The sequence below is a fragment of the Acuticoccus sediminis genome (assembly GCF_003258595.1).
Taxonomy (GTDB): Bacteria; Pseudomonadota; Alphaproteobacteria; order Rhizobiales; family Amorphaceae; genus Acuticoccus; species Acuticoccus sediminis.
Map to the genome: position 1 here is coordinate 1,604,675 of NZ_QHHQ01000001.1, position 17,805 is coordinate 1,622,479.

The 17,805-nt window shown below is 69.9% G+C and carries 16 protein-coding genes; 12 read left to right on the forward strand and 4 right to left on the reverse strand.

What is annotated here, in order from left to right:
* Window positions 1-122: 122 nt before the first annotated feature.
* Both kce and DLJ53_RS06955 read right to left on the reverse strand, forming a co-directional pair.
* Complete coding sequence (gene kce / locus DLJ53_RS06950; protein WP_111343436.1) at window positions 123-1,049, reverse strand: 3,5-dioxohexanoate:acetyl-CoA acetone transferase; 927 nt, start codon at window positions 1,047-1,049, stop codon at window positions 123-125.
* Between the two features lie 8 nt (window positions 1,050-1,057).
* Window positions 1,058-1,981, reverse strand: coding sequence for a 3-hydroxyacyl-CoA dehydrogenase (locus DLJ53_RS06955; protein ID WP_111343438.1), 924 nt, complete (start codon window positions 1,979-1,981; stop codon window positions 1,058-1,060).
* Window positions 1,982-2,092: 111 nt separating this feature from the next.
* Between DLJ53_RS06955 and DLJ53_RS06960 the strand changes: the two genes are divergently transcribed.
* From DLJ53_RS06960 to DLJ53_RS06980, 5 genes are all read left to right on the forward strand, one after another.
* Window positions 2,093-2,794 carry a GntR family transcriptional regulator gene (locus DLJ53_RS06960; RefSeq protein WP_111343440.1) on the forward strand — a complete coding sequence of 234 codons (702 nt, stop codon included), beginning with the start codon at window positions 2,093-2,095 and terminating at the stop codon, window positions 2,792-2,794.
* Between the two features lie 40 nt (window positions 2,795-2,834).
* The gene (locus DLJ53_RS06965) at window positions 2,835-3,611 is read left to right on the forward strand and encodes an SDR family oxidoreductase (protein WP_111343442.1); all 777 of its coding nucleotides are present in this window, start codon (window positions 2,835-2,837) and stop codon (window positions 3,609-3,611) included.
* Window positions 3,612-3,668: 57 nt separating this feature from the next.
* Window positions 3,669-5,966, forward strand: a complete 2,298-nt coding sequence (locus DLJ53_RS06970; protein ID WP_111343444.1) for a xanthine dehydrogenase family protein molybdopterin-binding subunit — start codon at window positions 3,669-3,671, stop codon at window positions 5,964-5,966.
* Between the two features lie 174 nt (window positions 5,967-6,140).
* Window positions 6,141-6,551, forward strand: a complete 411-nt coding sequence (locus DLJ53_RS06975; protein ID WP_111343446.1) for a hypothetical protein — start codon at window positions 6,141-6,143, stop codon at window positions 6,549-6,551.
* A 99-nt stretch (window positions 6,552-6,650) separates the two neighbouring features.
* Window positions 6,651-7,403, forward strand: coding sequence for a sulfite exporter TauE/SafE family protein (locus DLJ53_RS06980; RefSeq protein ID WP_111343448.1), 753 nt, complete (start codon window positions 6,651-6,653; stop codon window positions 7,401-7,403).
* Between the two features lie 13 nt (window positions 7,404-7,416).
* Here the strand turns inward: DLJ53_RS06980 and DLJ53_RS06985 are convergent, their stop codons facing one another.
* Both DLJ53_RS06985 and DLJ53_RS06990 read right to left on the reverse strand, forming a co-directional pair.
* Window positions 7,417-8,529, reverse strand: coding sequence for an AI-2E family transporter (locus tag DLJ53_RS06985; RefSeq protein WP_111343450.1), 1,113 nt, complete (start codon window positions 8,527-8,529; stop codon window positions 7,417-7,419).
* Window positions 8,522-9,052, reverse strand: coding sequence for a hypothetical protein (locus DLJ53_RS06990; protein ID WP_111343452.1), 531 nt, complete (start codon window positions 9,050-9,052; stop codon window positions 8,522-8,524). Before DLJ53_RS06990 ends, DLJ53_RS06985 begins: the two co-directional genes overlap by 8 nt.
* Before the next feature lie 248 nt (window positions 9,053-9,300).
* On the opposite strand from DLJ53_RS06990, the gene DLJ53_RS06995 reads away from it, so the two are divergent.
* The 7 genes from DLJ53_RS06995 (at window position 9,301) to DLJ53_RS07025 (ending at window position 17,761) form a co-directional block, all read left to right on the forward strand.
* Window positions 9,301-10,212 carry a metal ABC transporter substrate-binding protein gene (locus tag DLJ53_RS06995; protein WP_111343454.1) on the forward strand — a complete coding sequence of 304 codons (912 nt, stop codon included), beginning with the start codon at window positions 9,301-9,303 and terminating at the stop codon, window positions 10,210-10,212.
* Between the two features lie 79 nt (window positions 10,213-10,291).
* Complete coding sequence (locus DLJ53_RS07000; RefSeq protein ID WP_111344177.1) at window positions 10,292-11,194, forward strand: manganese/iron ABC transporter ATP-binding protein; 903 nt, start codon at window positions 10,292-10,294, stop codon at window positions 11,192-11,194.
* Window positions 11,191-12,126: a metal ABC transporter permease gene (locus DLJ53_RS07005; protein ID WP_111343457.1), complete on the forward strand. Its 936-nt coding sequence runs from the start codon at window positions 11,191-11,193 to the stop codon at window positions 12,124-12,126. Before DLJ53_RS07000 ends, DLJ53_RS07005 begins: the two co-directional genes overlap by 4 nt.
* Window positions 12,123-12,983, forward strand: a complete 861-nt coding sequence (locus tag DLJ53_RS07010; protein ID WP_202913017.1) for a metal ABC transporter permease — start codon at window positions 12,123-12,125, stop codon at window positions 12,981-12,983. Before DLJ53_RS07005 ends, DLJ53_RS07010 begins: the two co-directional genes overlap by 4 nt.
* 90 nt (window positions 12,984-13,073) lie before the next feature.
* Complete coding sequence (locus tag DLJ53_RS07015; protein ID WP_111343459.1) at window positions 13,074-14,480, forward strand: CHAD domain-containing protein; 1,407 nt, start codon at window positions 13,074-13,076, stop codon at window positions 14,478-14,480.
* Window positions 14,481-14,685: 205 nt separating this feature from the next.
* Window positions 14,686-15,663: an agmatinase gene (speB, locus tag DLJ53_RS07020; RefSeq protein ID WP_162408974.1), complete on the forward strand. Its 978-nt coding sequence runs from the start codon at window positions 14,686-14,688 to the stop codon at window positions 15,661-15,663.
* A gap of 163 nt (window positions 15,664-15,826) precedes the next feature.
* Window positions 15,827-17,761 carry a mechanosensitive ion channel family protein gene (locus tag DLJ53_RS07025; RefSeq protein ID WP_111343462.1) on the forward strand — a complete coding sequence of 645 codons (1,935 nt, stop codon included), beginning with the start codon at window positions 15,827-15,829 and terminating at the stop codon, window positions 17,759-17,761.
* Window positions 17,762-17,805 lie beyond the last annotated feature (44 nt).

Sequence of the window (17,805 nt, forward strand, 5' to 3'; positions counted from 1 at the left end):
TTGTTATGGGGTCACGGGCCGAGGGGAGGGGCTGTGAGCGTTGGAGCGCGGCCCCGATGCTCCCGCCGTCCGAGAGGGGCGGATGCGTCCGCCCCCCGAGCGGTTTCGATCGGGCCGGGGCGTCAGAACTCGACCCGGTCGCCGCCCTTCAGCGAGAGGATCTCGCGCGCGTCGTCCGGGGTCGCGATCTCGAGGCCGAGGCCCTCCAGGATGCCGCGCACGATCGTCACCTGCTCGGCGTTCGACGTCGCCAGGCGCCCCTTGCCGGCCCACAGGTTGTCTTCGAGGCCGACGCGCACGTTGCCGCCCATCGCCGCCGCGATCGCGGCGATCCGCATCTGGTTGCGCCCCGCGCCAAGCACCGACCAGCGATAGTCCGTGCCGAACAGGCGATCGGCCGTGCGCTTCATGTGCGCCACGTCCTCCGGGTGGCCGCCGATGCCGCCCAGGATGCCGAACACCGACTGGACGAAGAAGGGCGGCTTCACCAGACCCCGGTCGACGAAGTGGGCGAGGGTGTAGAGGTGGCCGATGTCGTAGCACTCGATTTCGAATCGCGTGCCGTTCTCGGCGCACGCGGTGAGGATGTGCTCGATATCGGCGAACGTGTTCTTGAAGATCCGCTCCTTGGAGCCTTCCAGGTACGGCTTCTCCCAGTCGTTCTTGAACTCCTTGAACCGGTTCAGCATCGGGAAGAGGCCGAAGTTCATCGAGCCCATGTTCAGCGAGGCGACCTCCGGCTTGAACACCGCCGCCGGCTTCATGCGCTCTTCCACCGACATCGTCGGCGCGCCGCCGGTGGTGATGTTCACCACGCAGTTGGAGCGCTGCTTGATGACGCCGAGGAAGCGGCCGAACGCTTCCGGCGACTGGTCGGGAAGGCCCGTCTCGGGATTGCGTGCATGAAGGTGCACGATCGCCGCGCCCGCCTCCGCCGCACCGATGGCCGCGTCCGCGATCTCCTCCGGCGTGATCGGCAGGTGCGGGGACATGGACGGGGTGTGGATCGACCCCGTGACGGCGCAGGTGATGATGACCTTGTTGGCCATGGACGCTCCTATTGCTGCGTTTTCTTGTGGGCCGCGAGGGCGGCGAGGCGCTGGTCACGCCAGCGGCTCATCTCGGCGATACCGGCCGGGGAGGGAGCCGACCCCCACGCCTCGATGCAGCGGGCGATATTCTCCTCGCTGAGTGCGGCGTCCGGGTCGCTCGACTCGGCGACGCGGCGGAAGAACGGGCTGTACCGCCCGATATAGTCGGCGAGGCCCGCCGGGGCGTTCAGCTCGCCCACCTGGAACGGGCCGATGAAGGACCAGCGCAGGCCGAGGCCGTCGGACACCGTCTTGTCGAGGTCTTCCGGCGAGACGTAGCCCTCTCCCACCAGCCGGAAGGCTTCGACCAGCAGGGCGGCCTGGAGGCGGTTGAGGATGAAGCCGTCCACCTCCTTCTTCACCGTGATCGGCTTCTGCCCCAGCGCCTCGAACATCGCGCGGGTCTTCGCGATCGCCGCGTCGTCGGTCCACGGCGCGCCGGAGAGCTCGACCACCGGCACGAGGTGCGGCGGGTTGACGGGATGCGCGACGAGACAGCGGGCGCGCCCGGCGAGACCTTCGGTGAAGAGGGAGCACTGGAGCGCGGAGGTGGACGAGGCGAGCACCGTGTCCGGCGCGGCGAGGCGGTCGAGCTCGGCGAAGATTTCAAGCTTGGCGTCGAGCCGTTCGGGACCGTTCTCCTGGACGTGGGCCGCGCCCTCCAGCGCGGCCGCGACCGAGGGGGCGGCGGACAGGCGGGCGTGCGCGGCATCGGGGTCGTCGCAGAGGCCGTGCGCTGCGAGGGTCCCGAGGGCTCCGGCGCACTCGGCGACCGCTGCCTCGGCGGCGCCGTCGACCACGTCGTAGAGGCTGACGGTCCATCCCCCGCGCGCGAACACCATCGCCCAGGCTCGTCCGATGAGCCCTGCCCCGATGATAGCGGCCTTCATAGTGTCTCCCTCGCCGGCACCTCGACGTGCGGAGCCGGGTGCATGCCGCTTGCTGCGGTCTGTGATCACACTTACGCTGGACGAGACAGTCCCATTTGTCGAGAGCGTTCAATGACCGAAAGCGACGCCGAAGTTCGTAGCCCAGCGGCTTGCCGCAAGGTCACGCTCGGCACCCAGGTCTACGAGGCGCTCTGCGACCGTCTGGTCGGTGGCGAGCTTGCTCCGGGCGAGAAGCTGTCGCTCCGGAACCTGGCGGATTCGCTCGGCACGTCGGTGATGCCGGTGCGCGAGGCGGTGTCCCGCCTCGTCGCCGACGAGGCGCTCGAGGTATCGCCGAGCCGGGCGATCTCCGTCCCCGTCATGACGCGCGCGATGTTCTGCGAGCTGACCACGGTGCGGGTCGCCATCGAGGGCTTCGCGGTGGAGCAGGCGGCCTACAACCACCGGGCCCGCGACCTCGCGATCCTGAGCGCTCACGACGCCGCCTTCCGGCACGAGTGCAACGCGATGATCCCCGACCGCGTGGCGGCGCTCCGCGCGAACCGCGACTTCCACTTCGCCCTCTACGCCGCCGCCGACCTGGCGACACTGATGCCGATCATCACCGGGCTGTGGCTGAAGATCGGTCCGGTCCTCAACCTCGACATGCGCCTCTCCTCGCAGCGCCTCGCGATCGGCGGTGCGGAGGCGCAGCACGCCCGCATCATCGAGGCCCTCAGGCGGCGGGACGGGGCCGAGGCGCGCGCCGCCATCACCCGGGACATCGAGACCACCGCCGGCCTGATCGCATCCACTGGGCGGCTGACCCCGTAATCCAATAAGAAGAACCAAACATAATGAGCGGGAGGACACCATGGAACTTGGGTTGAAGGACTTGCGGGTCCTGGTCACGGCGGGCGCGGCCGGCATCGGCCGCGAGACGGCGCGCGCCTTCGCGGAGGAGGGCGCGCGCGTCCACGTCTGCGACGTCGACGAGGACGCGCTGGAGGAGCTCGCGGAGTCCGACCCGGGCCTCACCCGGAGCATCTGCGATGTCGCGGACCGGGGTGCGGTGGACCGTCTCTTCGCCGATGCGCTCGGCGCGCTCGGCGGCCTCGACGTCCTCATCAACAACGCCGGCATCGCGGGGCCGACCGCCTACGTCGACGAGATCGACCCGCTCGACTGGGACCGCACCGTCCAGGTCTGCCTGACCGGCCAGTTCAACTGCGCGCGGCTCGCGGTGCCGCACCTGAAGCAGTCCGCCAACCCGTCGATCGTCAATCTTTCCTCGGCGGCGGGCAAGTTCGGGTTCGGGCTGCGCTCGCCCTACGCGGCGGCAAAGTGGGGCGTCGTCGGGTTCACCAAGTCGCTGGCGATCGAGCTCGGGCCGTTCGGCATCCGCTGCAACGCGATCCTGCCGGGGCTCGTGGCGGGCGACCGCATCCAGCGGGTGTTCGAGGGCAAGGCGCGGGCGCGCAACGTCACGGCCAAGGAAATCGAGGCGCATGCGTTGGCGATGAACTCCATGCGCACGTTCGTCACAGCAAGGCAGATGGCCGACCAGATGCTGTTCCTCGCCTCCGAGCGCGGCCGTACCATTTCAGGACAGGCCATTTCCATCGACGGCGACACCCAGTCGCTGATGTAACAGTCGGCGACGACGAGACCGGGGCGGGGCCACCCGTCCATCAGACGAGGCACTCCCATGGCACAGCGTTCCGGGCGTATCGAAGACGCCCGCTTCATCACCGGCCACGGCCGATACACCGCGGACGTCGCCGACCCGTCGGCTCTGACGGCCGTCTTCGTCCGTTCGCCGGTCGCGGCCGGACGCATCGAGGCGATCGACACGGAGGCGGCCGCGGCGATGCCGGGCGTGCGCGCCATCGTCACCGCGGCGGCGCTCGCCGAGGCGGGCGTCGGCCCGGTCCAGGCGCCGCTGAACCTGACGGGACCGGACGGCACGGTCTGGACCGCGGTGAACCGTCCGCTCCTGGCGAGCGACGTGGTGCGCTATGTCGGCGAGCCGGTGGCGCTGGTCGTCGCCGAGACGCGCGCCGCGGCGCTCGACGCGGTCGAGGCGGTCGACGTCACCTACGCGGACGCTTCGGCCGTGACGACCGTGACGGACGCGCTCGCGCCCGGCGCGCCGCTCGTCTCGGCCGACCGGCCGGGCAACGTCGGGTTCGCATGGGCGCACGGCGACCGGACGGCGGCGGACGCGGCGGTCGCGGCCGCCGCGCATCAGGTGCGGCTCACCACCAACGTCAGCCGCGTCAACGCCGGGGCGATGGAGCCGCGCAACGTCCTCGTCCGGCCGGACGGCGAGCGCTGGGAGGTCTACGTCAGCCATCAGGCGCCGCAGGCCTTCCGCGGCGCGCTCTCCGGCGCCTTCGGGCTGCCGGCGGAGGCGATCCGGGTCGTCGCCGGCGACGTCGGCGGCTCGTTCGGCATGAAGATGGGGCCGCTGCGCGAGGAGATGGTGACGTTCTTCGCCGCCCGCTCCCTCGGCGCGGCGGTGCGGTGGATCTCCGACCGGACGGAGGACTTCCTCTCCGACGAGGCCGGGCGCGACATGCTCATGCACATCGCGCTGGGCGTCGACGCGGACGGGACCTTCACCGGTCTCACCGTGGACATCGAGGCCAACCTCGGCGCCTACGCCACCGGCCGCTCGCAGCCGCCGATCTTCAATGTCGGCGGGATCGCCGGCGTCTACCGCACGCCGGTGATCGCGGCGACGGTGACCGGCGTCCTCACCAACACGGCGCCGGTCTCTGCCTACCGCGGCGCCGGCCGGCCGGAGGCGACGCTCGCGATCGAACGCACCGTGGACAAGGCGGCGCGCGATCTCGGCTTCGACCCGGTGGAGCTGCGCCGGCGCAACCTCATCCCGGCCGATCAGATGCCCTGGGAGTCGCCGTTCATCTTCAACTACGACTGCGGCGACTTCCCCAAGGTGCTCGCCGAGGGCGCGGCCTTCGCCGACGTCGCCGGATTCCCGGAGCGCCGGCGACAGTCCGAGGCGAACGGGAAGCTGCGCGGGCTCGGCATCGCCATGTGCGTCGAGGCGGCGGGCGGCCCCTACAAGCGCACGTCGATGGACTATTCCGACATCATCGTCGGCGAGGACGGGCGCATCGTCCTCACCGGCGGCGCCTTCAGCGCGGGCCAGGGGCTCGAGACGGCGATGATCGACCTCGTCTCCGACGCGCTCGGCCTCTCGCCCGAGCAGTTCCGCTACGTCCAGGGCGACACCGACGAGGTGCCGCAGGGCAAGGGCATGGGCGGCTCGTCGGCGATGATCTCCTGCGGCTCGGCGGCGATGGAGGCCGCGCGCGACCTCATCGCCAAGGCGACCGCAAAGGCGGCGGACAGGATGGAGGTCTCGGAGGCCGACGTCGAGTACAGCGAGGGCACCTTCCGCGTCGTCGGCACCGACCGCGTGGTCGGCCTCGCCGAGCTCGGCGCCGACGCGGCCGCCTCGGGCGAGCGCCTCGCCGGCAACGGCGCCTTCAAGCCGGAGGAGGCGACGTTCCCCAACGGCTTCCACGTCTGCGAGGTGGAGATCGACCCGGACACCGGCGCGACCACCGTCGCCAGCTATGCGGCGGTGGAGGACATCGGCCGCGTCCTCAACGAGCAGCTCGCCTCCGGGCAGATCCATGGCGGCGTGGTGCAGGGCCTCGGCCAGATCCTGCAGGAGGACGTGGTCTACTCCCCCGGCGACGGCCAGCTCCTGTCGGCGAGCTTCATGGACTACTCGATGCCGCGCGCGGACGACATGCCGACGATCCGCACCGCCTTCTCCAACGTAGAGACGCTCCTCAACCCGCTGCGGGTGAAGGGCGTCGGCGAGGCGGGTTCGGTGGGCGCCGTCGCGGCGGGGCTCAATGCGGTCAACGACGCGCTCGCCACGCGCGGCGTCGCCTCGTTCGACATGCCGGCGACGCCCGTCCGCGTGTGGGAGGCGCTCCGCAAGGCATCGCCCGAAGCGGTGTGACGGACCCGGAGGAAACCACCCTCGCACCAATCGCACGGTCGGCAGCCGCGGACCGTGCGCCGGGCGTTGTGACCGGAATGGCCGCTATCGTGACCCCGCTGGAACCGGGCCCACGTTGTGGGCAATATCGCCGTGTGTTACCCGGCAGCTCTGGACAGGGGGTGGAGACCGCACATGGTCACGCGGATGGTGTTCGGGTTCCTCGTCGCAGCGTTCGGCCTGGTGTCGGTTGCGTCGGCCGCCGACCAACTCAGCGCTCAGGAGATCCGCGACTTCATGCTGGGCTCGACCATGTCGGGCATCCTGGTGGAGACCAACGAGCGCTGGTACGAGTGCGTCGCCCCGTCGGGCGACACGGTCTACAACATCGAGGGCCACATCTCGACGGGCTTCGTCGAGATCTCCGAGTCGGGCGAGACGTGCTTCACCTACCCGCGCCCGCAGACGACCTCGCAGTCCTGCTTCTTCGTGGAGATGAAGGACGGCAAGAAGGTGTTCGTCGCGGTGGACAGCAAGCTCCAGTTCCGGGTCGACAGCGTGTCCCCGGGCTTCGAGCAGTGCCCCACGTCCGCGCCGGTCAGCTAGACCGCTCCACGCTCCCGCAATGCTCCGCCTCGCCGCCCGCGTCCTCGCGGGCGCCGGCGGAGCAGTCTTTCATTCTCTGCGCTGGCCGGTGACCGTCCCATGGAAGCTACGGTGATCACCGTCCTTCTCGTTCTCAGCACGATCTTCGTCGGCTCGGTGATGAAGGGGGCCATCGGGATCGGCCTGCCGCTGCTGGCGACGCCGGTCCTTTCCATGTACCTCGGCGTGCCGGCGGCGGTGTCGATCGTCTCGATCCCCATCGTCGCGACGAACTTCGGGCAGGTGGTGAAGTTCCGCCGCGAGCTGCCCCGGCAGCGCTACCTGGCGCCCTTCCTCGCGGCGGGGGCGGTCGGCGTGGTGGTGGGGACGGTCGTCCTCGTCAACGCGCCGGTGGCGCTGCTGGAGATCGGTCTCGGCGGCGCGGTGCTGACCTACCTCGCCATCCAGACCTTCCTGCCCCCGCTCGTGATCCCGGATCGCCTGAGCCGGACGCTCGGCGGGCCGGTGGGGTTCCTGACCGGCCTGCTGCAGGGCGCTGTCGGGATCTCCAGCGTCGTCAGCATCACCTTCCTTCAGGCGCTGAAGCTCGAGCGGCCGGCCTTCGTCGGCTCGATCTCCGCGATGTTCCTGATGTTCTCGGCGATCCAGATCGTCGCGCTGATGGTGGAGGGGACGATGACGCTCGAACGGGCAGGGCTCGGGATCCTCTCCCTGCTCGCCGCCGCAGTGGGGATGGCGGTCGGCGACCGCTTCGCCTCGCGCATGACGGTGACGATCTTCCGCCGCGCGATCTTCGCCATGCTGGCGTTCCTGGCGGCGATGCTGGTGGCGAACGGCATCACCCTCCTGTAGCGGGGCCGCCGCCTCAGGCCGTGGGCTGCCCGTCGTCCGGCGGGCTGCTCGCGAGCCAGACGGCGAGGAGCTCCCACGCGACGGCGAACACCATGGGGCCGATGAAGAGCCCCGGCAGACCGAAGGTCACCGTGCCGCCGACGAGCCCCGCGAAGGTCACCGCCATGGGCGATTCCAGCCCCTGCCGCAGCGCGATCGGCTTCAGCGGGATCTCGAGCGCGGTGATCACCACAAGCAGGGTGCAGACGACGATCGAATAGACCGTGCCGTGGCTGAACCAGACCCAGACCATGATCGGCACCGTCACGAAGCCGGCCGACATCTGGGCCAGCAGCACGATGAGGACCGCCATCGCGAGGAGGCCCGCGTGCGGCACCTCGCCGGCGATCAGCACCACCCCGACCAGCAGCGACTGCAGCAGGGCGATGCCGATGACGCCCCGCGCGACGCTGCGGACGGCCGCGCTTGCGGTCGCGACGAAGTGCGTCCCGCGGGGACCGGCGATGCGCCGCGCGATCTCCTCCACCGCGTGGCTGATCTTCGGCGCCGGCTTGAAGAGGAGGCCCGCCACGACGACGGCGATGGCGAAGGCGATCACGCTCCCGGCGAGCCCGGCGATGATGTGCAGGAGCACCTTGCCCGGGCCGATGAGCGCGGTGCCGTATTCATTGGCGAAACGCTCGATGCCGCCGGTGCCGCTCTCCCAAAGGGCGGTGACCTTCGGGCCGAGGACGGGGACGTCCTTCACGGTCTCCGGCAGGGCGGGCACCGAGAGGGTGCCGCTGGCGGCCGCCTCGGCGATGTGTTCCAGCGAGATGACGAGGCTGGTGATGAGGTAGGCCGCCGGGCCGAACACCGCGGCGAGCGCGGCCAGCATCACGAGCCCGGAGGCGAGCGTCTCGCGTCCGCCGAGGTGTCGGGCGAGCCAGGCGTAGATCGGGTAGAGCGCGACCGCGAGGATGCCCGACCACATGATGATGCCGAGCAGCGGCCGGAGGAGAGCGCCGAGCAGCGCGAGGAAGGCCGCCAGCGCCGCGAGGCGGATGGCGACCGTCATGGCGGTGCGTTCGCGGCCGGGGAGGGAGTCGGCGTGGGGCGGCGCCGGGATCCCGTCCGGCTCAGGCATGGGCGCGGTGTCGTCTGCGCAGGCGCTCCACCAGGATCATCAGCACGATGGCCGCGACCGCCAGCACGAACAGCACCCACATGTACTCTTCGAGGACCGCCACCGCCGCCGTCGCGAGGCCGAGCGCGGTGCCGATGAAAGTCATGCGCCAATTGCCGTGGACGCCGGCCGTGAACGCGCCCAGCGCCAGCGCGAGACCGCAGCCGAGGCCGGTCTCGACGTTGTCGAAGCGGCCGGCCGACTCGTAGACGTGCACCAGGACGACGGCGCCCAGGACGCCGATCCAGTGGAAGGCGATCGGCAGCGCCGAGCTCCAGTTGGTGAGCGAGTAGCCGCCGTGCAGGCGGTCGAAGACGAACGCGGCGAGTGCGTAGGCGCCGACGAGGAAGAACCAGGCACTGTCCGTCGAGCCGGGGGACACGTCGGCGGCCGCGATGGCCGCGAACGCCAGGCCGATCAGGATGATGGAGACGACGATCTCGACGATTGCCAGACGGCGAGGCTTGCCTGCTTGCTCGGCCATAGGTGTCGCGAACCCTTTTTTCCATCGACCGGTGCGGCCGCCCGATCCAGTGTGTCTAACTGATCGTTAAAGCAGATTTGGCGGCGCGGCCACCCGCCGACTGTCCGCTTTGTTGCCGGAAAATGGTCGATTCGATGCCACCGTACCGCGCCCGCGGCGACCCTGTCGCACGCTGGACCTCCTCCAGATGGCTTGACAGATGCGACTGGTTCTCAATATCAACTAAGGGCTTCGCAAGGGATGGGACCATGAGGGCGTGTGTGCGCTGGGCGGCTGTGCTGTGTGCGGTGGGGATCATCTCCGGCGCGTCCCCCGGATCCGCGGCGGCGGCCGACCGCATGAAGGTGGTGACGACCTTCACCGTCCTCGCCGACATGGCGAAGAACGTCGCCGGCGACGCGGCGGACGTCGTCTCGATCACCAAGCCGGGGGCCGAGATCCACGGCTACGAGCCTACCCCGCGCGACATTGTCGGCGCCCACGACGCGGACCTCATCCTCTGGAACGGCCTCAACCTGGAGCGCTGGTTCAAGCAGTTCCTGGACAACCTCGGCGACGTCCCGTCCGTGACGCTCAGCGACGGGATCGACCCCATCCCGATCTCCGAAGGGGCGTACGAGGGCAAGGCCAACCCGCACGCCTGGATGGGCCTCGACAACGCGATGGTCTACGTCGACAACATCCGCGACGCCTTCGTCGCCCAGGACCCGGACAATGCGGCCGCCTACGAGGCGAACGCCGCGGCCTACAAGGAGAAGATCCGCGCCACGATCGCGCCGCTGCGCGACAAGGTGTCCGCGATTCCGGAGGACGGGCGCTGGCTCGTCACCTGCGAGGGCGCGTTCAGCTACCTCGCCCGCGATTTCGGCCTCAGGGAGCTCTACCTGTGGCCGATCAACGCCGATCAGATCGGCACGCCCCAGCAGGTCCGTGCGGTGATCGACGGGGTCCGAAAGCACGATATTCCGGTGGTATTTTGCGAAAGCACCGTCAATACTGCACCCGCCCAGCAAGTCGCTCGGGAAACGGGGAGCCACTACGGCGGCGTGCTCTATGTCGACTCCTTGTCGACCGCCGATGGACCGGTGCCCACCTACATCGATCTGCTGCGCGTGACCTCCGAAACGATCGTCGACGGTCTCACGGACGCCACGCAGTGACACCCGCCCGCGTACCGACGCGACTGCCGATGACGGCCGCGCCGAGGAAGAGGACAAGACCGTGCTCGATCGACCGAGCGTGACGCCCGATCCGACTGCCGCCAACGTCCCCCGGGGCGACCCCGCCGCGCCCGGCATCCTGGCGCGGGACGTCACCGTCACCTACCGCAACGGACACACCGCGCTGATCGACGCCTCCTTCGAGGTCCCGCGCGGCTCCATCGCCGCCCTCGTCGGGGTCAACGGCGCGGGCAAGTCGACCCTCTTCAAGGCCATCATGGGCTTCGTGCCCGCCGCCAGAGGCGAAATCAGGCTCCTCGGCCTCACCGTCCGCCAGGCGCTCGCCCAGAACCTCGTCGCCTACGTCCCCCAGTCCGAGGAGGTGGACTGGACCTTCCCCGTCCTCGTCGAGGACGTCGTCATGATGGGCCGCTACGGCAAGATGGGCTTCCTGAGACGCCCCCGCCGCGCCGACCACGACGCCGTCGCCACCGCCCTCGAGCGGGTCAACATGAGCGATTTCCGCCAGCGCCAGATCGGCGAACTCTCCGGCGGCCAGCGCAAGCGCGTCTTCCTCGCCAGAGCCCTCGCCCAGGACGGGCAGGTCATCCTCCTCGACGAGCCCTTCACCGGCGTCGACGTGAAGACCGAGGACCAGATCGTCGCGCTCCTGCGCGAGCTGCGCGCCGAGGGCCGCGTCATGCTGGTCTCGACCCACAACCTCGGCTCCGTCCCCGAGTTCTGCGACCGGACGATCTTCGTGAAGGGCACCGTGCTCGCCTCCGGCCCCACCGAGACGACCTTCACCCGCGAAAACCTCGAGCGCGCGTTCGGCGGTGTCCTGCGGCACTTCACCCTTTCCGGTCACGCCCTCCACGAGGACGACGACCCGCGCGAGGTGAGCATCATCACCGACGACGAACGGCCGGTGGTCCACTACGGCGACTGCGCCCAGCGCGCCAATCCGGAGGACCCCGCGTGAGCGTCCTGCTGGAGCCCTTCACCTACGGCTACATGACGAACGCCATGTGGGTCTCCGCCATGGTCGGCGCGGTCTGCGCCTTTCTCTCCGCCTACCTGATGCTGAAGGGCTGGTCGCTGATCGGCGACGCGCTGTCCCACTCCGTCGTCCCGGGCGTCGCGGGCGCCTACATGCTCGGCCTGCCGTTCGCCATCGGCGCCTTCATCGCCGGCGGGCTCGCGGCGACGACGATGCTCGTCCTGTCGAGCCGGTCGGGCCTCAAGGTGGACACCATCATCGGGCTGATCTTCACCGCGTTCTTCGGCCTCGGCCTGTTCATGGTTTCGCTGAATCCGATCGCGGTCTCGATCCAGACGATCACCATGGGCAACATCCTGGCGATCACGCCGGAGGACACGCTGCAACTCGCCATCATCGGCTTCGTGTCCCTCGCGGTCCTCCTCGTGAAGTGGAAGGACCTCATGGTCGTCTTCTTCGACGAGAGCCACGCGCGGTCCATCGGCCTCCGCCCCGGGCTGCTGAAGGGGATCTACTTCGTGCTCCTGTCGGCGGCGACCGTCGCGGCGATGCAGACGGTCGGCGCGTTCCTGGTGATCGCGATGGTCGTGACGCCCGGCGCGACCGCCTACCTCCTCTGCGACCGCTTCCCGCGCCTCATCCTGGTGTCGGTGGCGATCGGCACCGTGACGGCCTTCGTCGGCGCCTACGCGAGCTATTTCCTCAACGGCGCGACCGGCGGCATCATCGTCTCGCTGCAGACGCTGCTGTTCCTCACCGTCTTCGTCCTGGCGCCCAAGCACGGCATCCTCGCGGCCCGGCGCAAGGCCGCCGCCGCGCTGCGCCGGGGCGCGAAGGACGCGCCCGCCAGGGACGGCACGGCCGAGGACCGTCCGGTGCCGGTCCATCAGGCGATGGCGGAGGGACGGCCGTGACCATCTCGGACCTCCTCCTGCCGTTCCAGTTCCCGTTCATGCAGAACGCGTTCGCGATCGCGGTGATCGTCGCGATCCCCTGCGCGCTGCTCTCCTGCTTCCTCGTCCTCAAGGGCTGGGCGCTGATGGGCGACGCGGTCAGCCACGCCGTCCTGCCGGGCGTGGTGCTGGCGTGGATCCTCAATATCCCGCTCATCATCGGCGCATTCGCGGCAGGGATGACCTGCGCGCTCGCCACGGGGTTCCTGTCGCACAACAGCCGCGTGAAGCGCGACACGGTGATGGGCGTCGTCTTCTCCGGCATGTTCGGCGCGGGCATCGTCCTCTACACCTCGATCACCAGCAACGAGCACCTCGACCATGTCCTCTTCGGCAACATGCTGGGTGTCGGCACCGACGATCTCCTGACCGCGGGACTGATCTCTCTGGCGGTGTCGGCGGCGCTGCTCCTGAAGTGGAAGGACCTGCTGCTGCACGCCTTCGACCCGGCGCAGGCGCAGGCCTCCGGCCTCAACACCGGGCTGCTGCACTACGGCCTCCTCGCCGTGCTGTCGCTGACCATCGTCGCGACGCTCTCGTCGGTCGGGATCATCCTCGCCGTCGGGCTTCTCATCGCGCCGGGGGCGATCGCCTTCCTGACGGTGCGGAGTTTCGGCGCGATGCTCGTGGCCGCGGTCGCGGTGACGATCGTCGCGATGCTCGCCGGGACCTACCTCAGCTTCTTCATCGACAGCGCGCCGGCGCCGACCATCATTCTGGTGCTGACCGGAATTTTCGTGGTGGCGCTGGTCCGGCGCGAGCTTCTGAACCGTGCGCGTTCACGCCGCATGCTGACCGCCGAGGGGGCGGTCGGCTGACGTCACCCGGTGCTGGCGCCGGATGAAATATTGTGACAATCCTAGGCTCCAAGGGCGCATTCAGTACGCCTGAGCCAAAGGGCCAAACCCATGTCGTTCCATCTCAAGCATTCCGATTCTTCGCTGGAGGAGGGCGTTCGCCGCATCGTGCGGTCGCAGATCACCAGCGCGCTCGAGGAGGCGGCCGCGCTCGACGATCCGGCGGAGGCCGTGCACAGCGTCAGGAAGCGCTGCAAGAAGCTGCGCGGCCTGGTGCGACTGGTCCGCCCCGGCCTCTCCGGCGCCGGCGCCAGGAACGCGCTGTTCCGCGACGCCGCGCAGGGCCTCTCCGGCGTGCGTGACGCCGCCGTTCTGGTCGAGACCTACGACAAGCTGGCCAAGGCGTTCCCGGACCGGCTCGACCGTGCCGCCACCGCGACCGTCCGCGCGCACCTCGTGGACGAGCGTCGCGCCGCGCACGTCGAGGCGGACCAGTACACCGAGCGGATGGCGGTGTTCCGCGCCACCATGGCCGGGGCGCTCGACGAGGTGAAGGACTGGGACGTCGGCGGGAAGGCCGCCGAGACCGTCGCCGAGGGTGTCGAGCGGGTGCTCCAGGACGCTGCCGAGGCGCTGAAGGCCGTACGCAAGAAGGCGACCCCGGAGCGCGTCCACGAGCTGCGCAAGCACGTGAAGTACCACCACAGCCACGTGCGGCTCCTGCGTGAGCTGTGGCCCGGGCCGATGAAGGTCCTCGCCGACGAGCTGAACACGCTCGGCGAGTTGCTGGGCGACGAGCACGACCTCTCGGTCTTCATCGACACGCTGTCCGAGGCGCCCCTCGCGCCCGAACAGACCGAAGACGTGATCGCGCTGGCGCACGAGCATCGCGACCGGCTGCGGGACGAGGCCATGAGCCTTGCCGACCGCGTCTTCGCCGACGAGCCGAAGGTGGTCGCGAGGCGCATCGAGACCCTCTGGAAGGCGTGGCGCCGGGGGCCCGCGCCGGCGAAGGTGGCGGACGTGAATCCGGCCGACGCCGACCCCAACGCCGGCTTGGAGATCGAGCGCAAGTTCATCGTCATGAGCGACGCCTGGCGCGATGCCGTCCGCGAGACGATGGAGATCCGCCAGGCCTATGTCGCCAACACCGACCGGGTGAGCGTGCGCGTGCGGATCAAGAACGGCACGCAGGCGACGATGACCGTCAAGAGCGCGCGCACGACGATGGCGCGCCGGGAGATCGAGTTCAAGATCCCGCTCGCCGACGCCAGGGCGCTGATGGAACTCGCCACGGGCGTCACCATCGAGAAGCGTCGCCACGTGGTGCCGGTCGGCGCGATCGACGTGGAGGTGGACGAGTTCGTCTCGCCGGAGCCGTCGCTGGTGGTGGCCGAGGTGGAGCTGTCCCGGCCCGACGCGCCGCTTCCGGTCGCCGACTGGCTCGGCCGCGAGGTGACGGGCAATCCGCGCTACTACGGCGCCAGCATCGCCGGAGCCGTCCGCTCGGGCGAGTAGTCGCGCTTCGCCGCTGCTGCCGGGAAGCTGCCGACCCGGCCCGGAGAGGGCGCTTCGGCGCTCTCGCACCGCGAGGGCGGGCGGTCCACGGGGTTCAACATCTGTTGACGGACGGGCGGCGCGCGCGGCTTGACAGGCGCCCTCGCGATGGGCGCCATGCGCGTCGCCTCAGCGGCACCCGATTGATCCCGGCGAGGAGCCTTCATTGACCGACACGACCGACCGCGCGTTCACCGGCGGCGCTTACGGCATCGGCAACGAGAACTGGTTCTCCGGTGCCACCAGCCTGTTCCGCCGCCGCTATGCGCGCGATCCGGCCGGGGCGGACGTCGCCGTCATGGGGATCCCCTTCGACCAGGCGGTCACGAACCGGCCGGGCTGCCGGTTCGGACCCCGCGCCATCCGCGCGGCGTCCTCGCAGCTCGCCTGGCCGGGCGGTCCCTGGCGCTGGTCCGGCGACCCCTTCGCCGCGCTCGACGTCGTCGACACGGGGGACCTCACCTTCGACATCGGCGACCTCGCCGCCTTCCCGGCGACGCTGGAGGCGCGGGCCGCCGAGATCATCGCCACCGGGGCGAAGCTCTTCTGCCTCGGCGGCGACCACTTCACGACCTACCCGGTGCTGAAGGCCCATGCGGCGCGGCACGGCCCGCTCGGCATCGTCCAGTTCGATTCCCACAGCGATACCTGGCGCGACAACGGCACCCGGATCGACCACGGCACGATGTTCTTCCAGGGCGTGGAGGAGGGGGTCATCGATCCGGCTCGCTCGGTCCACGTCGGCATCCGCTCCGCCAACGACGAGACCCACGGCGTCACGATCATCGACGCCGACGCCGTCGCCGATCACCCGCCCTCGGCGATCGCGGCGCGCATCCGCGAGATCGCCGGGGAGGGGCCATCCTACCTCACCTTCGACATCGACGTCCTCGACCCCGCCTTCGCGCCCGGCACCGGGACGCCGGTGTGCGGCGGGATGAGCACCAACACGGCCGAACGTATCCTCGTCGCGCTCGCCGGCGTCCCGTTCGTCGGGATGGACATCGTCGAGGTCGCGCCGGCCTATGACGTGTCCGAGGTCACCGCGCTCGCGGCGGCGACGATGGCGATCAACATGATGGGCCTCTTCGCGGTGATGAAGGGCGTGCCCGACTTCGGGACGCGCGCCACCGGCACGCTCTGACGCCGGGGACCGGCGACGCGCCGCGGGGCGATGACGGGGCCGGCCCGCCGGAGTGTTCTCCCGGACGGGCCAATTCATGCCGCAGTTGGGGTGGAGCCTCGGGCCGGACCGGGTTAGCACTCGGCCAATTGCCAGGTGACCCATTGGAGGCAGCCCGTTCCTTATGACCGTTGAACACACCCGACACAGTCGGCCGTCGCGGTGGTGGCTCGCCGCGTCGGTCCTTCTGGCGATGGCGCTGCTCGCCCCCGGCCCCGCCGCCCGGGCCCAGCAGGGCGCGAGCGACGCCGCGCCCGCTGCCCCCCAGGCAGAGACGCCGGCGGCGACCCCGGCCCCCGATGGCCCGTCGCCCGGCTCCACGCCCGGGACGGCCGAGGCGGAGGCCGGCGCACCCGAGGAGAACGAGGAGGCCGACCTCCTGCTCTCGCCGCTTGCGCCGGCTCCGACGACCTCGCCGCGGAAGACCTTCACGAGCTTCCGCCGCTTCGTGCAGGACGCCGCCGACACCCTCCGCCTGGCGCTGAAGACGGCCGCCGACGAGCACGCGGTGTTCGACAACGACAAGATCCGCGCTCTCAAGGCGGATGCGTTCGACGACGTCCGCAGGGCCGCGTCGACCTTCGACCTGTCGGCCATTCCGCCCGTCAACCGCCGCACCGTGGCGACGAATTCCGTCCTGCTGCTGGAGGAGGTCCTCGACCGCATTCCCCTGCCGGACCTGGAGCGCATCCCGGACGACGCGGCGGTCGATGCCGGCGCCGCGCCGAACGGCTGGGTGATCCCCGGCACTGAGATCCGGATGGTGCGCTCGGAGGCACCGGACGGCGAGCCGCGCTACCTCTTCTCGGCGGAGACGCTGCAGCGGCTGCCGGCCTTCTACGCCCAGGTGCGCGAGGCGCCGAAGCTCGCCGACGTCGGGATCGACTACTACCAGTATTTCATCGTCGGCCCGGGCCCCGCGATGCCCCTCTTCGTGCACAACATGATCGCACGCTTCCCGGAATGGCTGCGCGTGTCCTACGCGGACCAGGCGGTGTGGCAGTGGATCGCGATGGCTCTGGCGACGCTGATCGCGATCGCGATCGTCGTCGCCGCGGTGCGGCTGGAGGCACGACGCTCTCAGTCCCTGAGTGCCGTGAAACGGTCGGCGCACCGGCTGATGCTGCCGGTCTTCGTCATCCTCGTGCTGTCCCTCTACGAGCATGTCATCGACGACTACATCAACGTCACCGGCCAGTTCCTGGCGATCACCGAGCTAGTGGTCGAGAGCCTTCAGGCGCTGACGCTCGCGGTCGCCACCATCTTCGCCTTCAACGTGTTCGCGGCGACGATCATCTCGACCCCGCGGATCAAGTCGGAGAGCCTCGACGCGAGCCTCATCCGGCTGTCGATGCGGGTGCTCGGCATCGCGGTGGCCGGCTACATCGTGTTCCTGGGGGCGACGCGCGTCGGCCTGCCGCTCTACGGCGTCATCGCCGGTCTCGGTGTCGGCGGTCTCGCGATCGCGCTCGCGGTCCGGCCGACGCTCGAGAACTTCATCGGCGGCATCATCCTCTACGCCGACCGGCCGGTGAAGGTCGGCGACTTCTGCAAGTTCGGCGACATGCTGGGAACGGTGGAGACCATCGGCCTGCGCTCGACCAAGATCCGCGGCCTCGACCGCACGCTGGTGACGGTGCAGAACGCGGACTTCTCGCAGATGTCGATCACCAACTTCACGCGGCGTGACTCCAACCTCATGAACACCATGATCGGGTTGCGCTACGAGACCTCGCCCGAGCAGCTCCGCGCGATCGTCGGGTCGATCGCGGAGATGCTGCGCGCCGACGAAAGGGTGAAGTCGGAGACGGTGCGCGTGGTCTTCCGCGGATTCGGCTCGTACTCGCTGGACGTCGAGATCTGGACCTACGTGCTGAGCGCCGACTGGGGCACCTTCCTGCGCATCCAGGAGGAGCTGCTGCTCAAGGTGATGGACATCGTACGCGAGAACGGCTCGGCCTTCGCGATCCCGGCGCAGACGACCTACCTCGGCACGGACCTGCCGCCGAACACGGACCCGGCGGCGCTCCCGGCGCCGGAGCTCCAGGCGGCGACGTAGCGGCGCCCGCCCCGCCACCGGGCTCCGGGCCGCGTCATGCTGCG

Bases quoted from the DNA above. Each gene is read 5' to 3' on its own strand.
- DLJ53_RS07015 (WP_111343459.1), top strand. From the start codon at position 13,074: ATGTCGTTCCATCTCAAGCATTCCGATTCTTCGCTGGAGGAGGGCGTT.
- DLJ53_RS06995 (WP_111343454.1), top strand. From the start codon at position 9,301: ATGAGGGCGTGTGTGCGCTGGGCGGCTGTGCTGTGTGCGGTGGGGATC.
- DLJ53_RS06960 (WP_111343440.1), top strand. From the start codon at position 2,093: ATGACCGAAAGCGACGCCGAAGTTCGTAGCCCAGCGGCTTGCCGCAAG.
- DLJ53_RS06990 (WP_111343452.1), bottom strand. From the start codon at position 9,052: ATGGCCGAGCAAGCAGGCAAGCCTCGCCGTCTGGCAATCGTCGAGATC.
- DLJ53_RS07025 (WP_111343462.1), top strand. From the start codon at position 15,827: ATGACCGTTGAACACACCCGACACAGTCGGCCGTCGCGGTGGTGGCTC.
- DLJ53_RS06970 (WP_111343444.1), top strand. From the start codon at position 3,669: ATGGCACAGCGTTCCGGGCGTATCGAAGACGCCCGCTTCATCACCGGC.
- DLJ53_RS06955 (WP_111343438.1), bottom strand. From the start codon at position 1,981: ATGAAGGCCGCTATCATCGGGGCAGGGCTCATCGGACGAGCCTGGGCG.
- DLJ53_RS06980 (WP_111343448.1), top strand. From the start codon at position 6,651: ATGGAAGCTACGGTGATCACCGTCCTTCTCGTTCTCAGCACGATCTTC.
- DLJ53_RS06975 (WP_111343446.1), top strand. From the start codon at position 6,141: ATGGTCACGCGGATGGTGTTCGGGTTCCTCGTCGCAGCGTTCGGCCTG.
- kce (WP_111343436.1), bottom strand. From the start codon at position 1,049: ATGGCCAACAAGGTCATCATCACCTGCGCCGTCACGGGGTCGATCCAC.
- DLJ53_RS06965 (WP_111343442.1), top strand. From the start codon at position 2,835: ATGGAACTTGGGTTGAAGGACTTGCGGGTCCTGGTCACGGCGGGCGCG.
- DLJ53_RS06985 (WP_111343450.1), bottom strand. From the start codon at position 8,529: ATGCCTGAGCCGGACGGGATCCCGGCGCCGCCCCACGCCGACTCCCTC.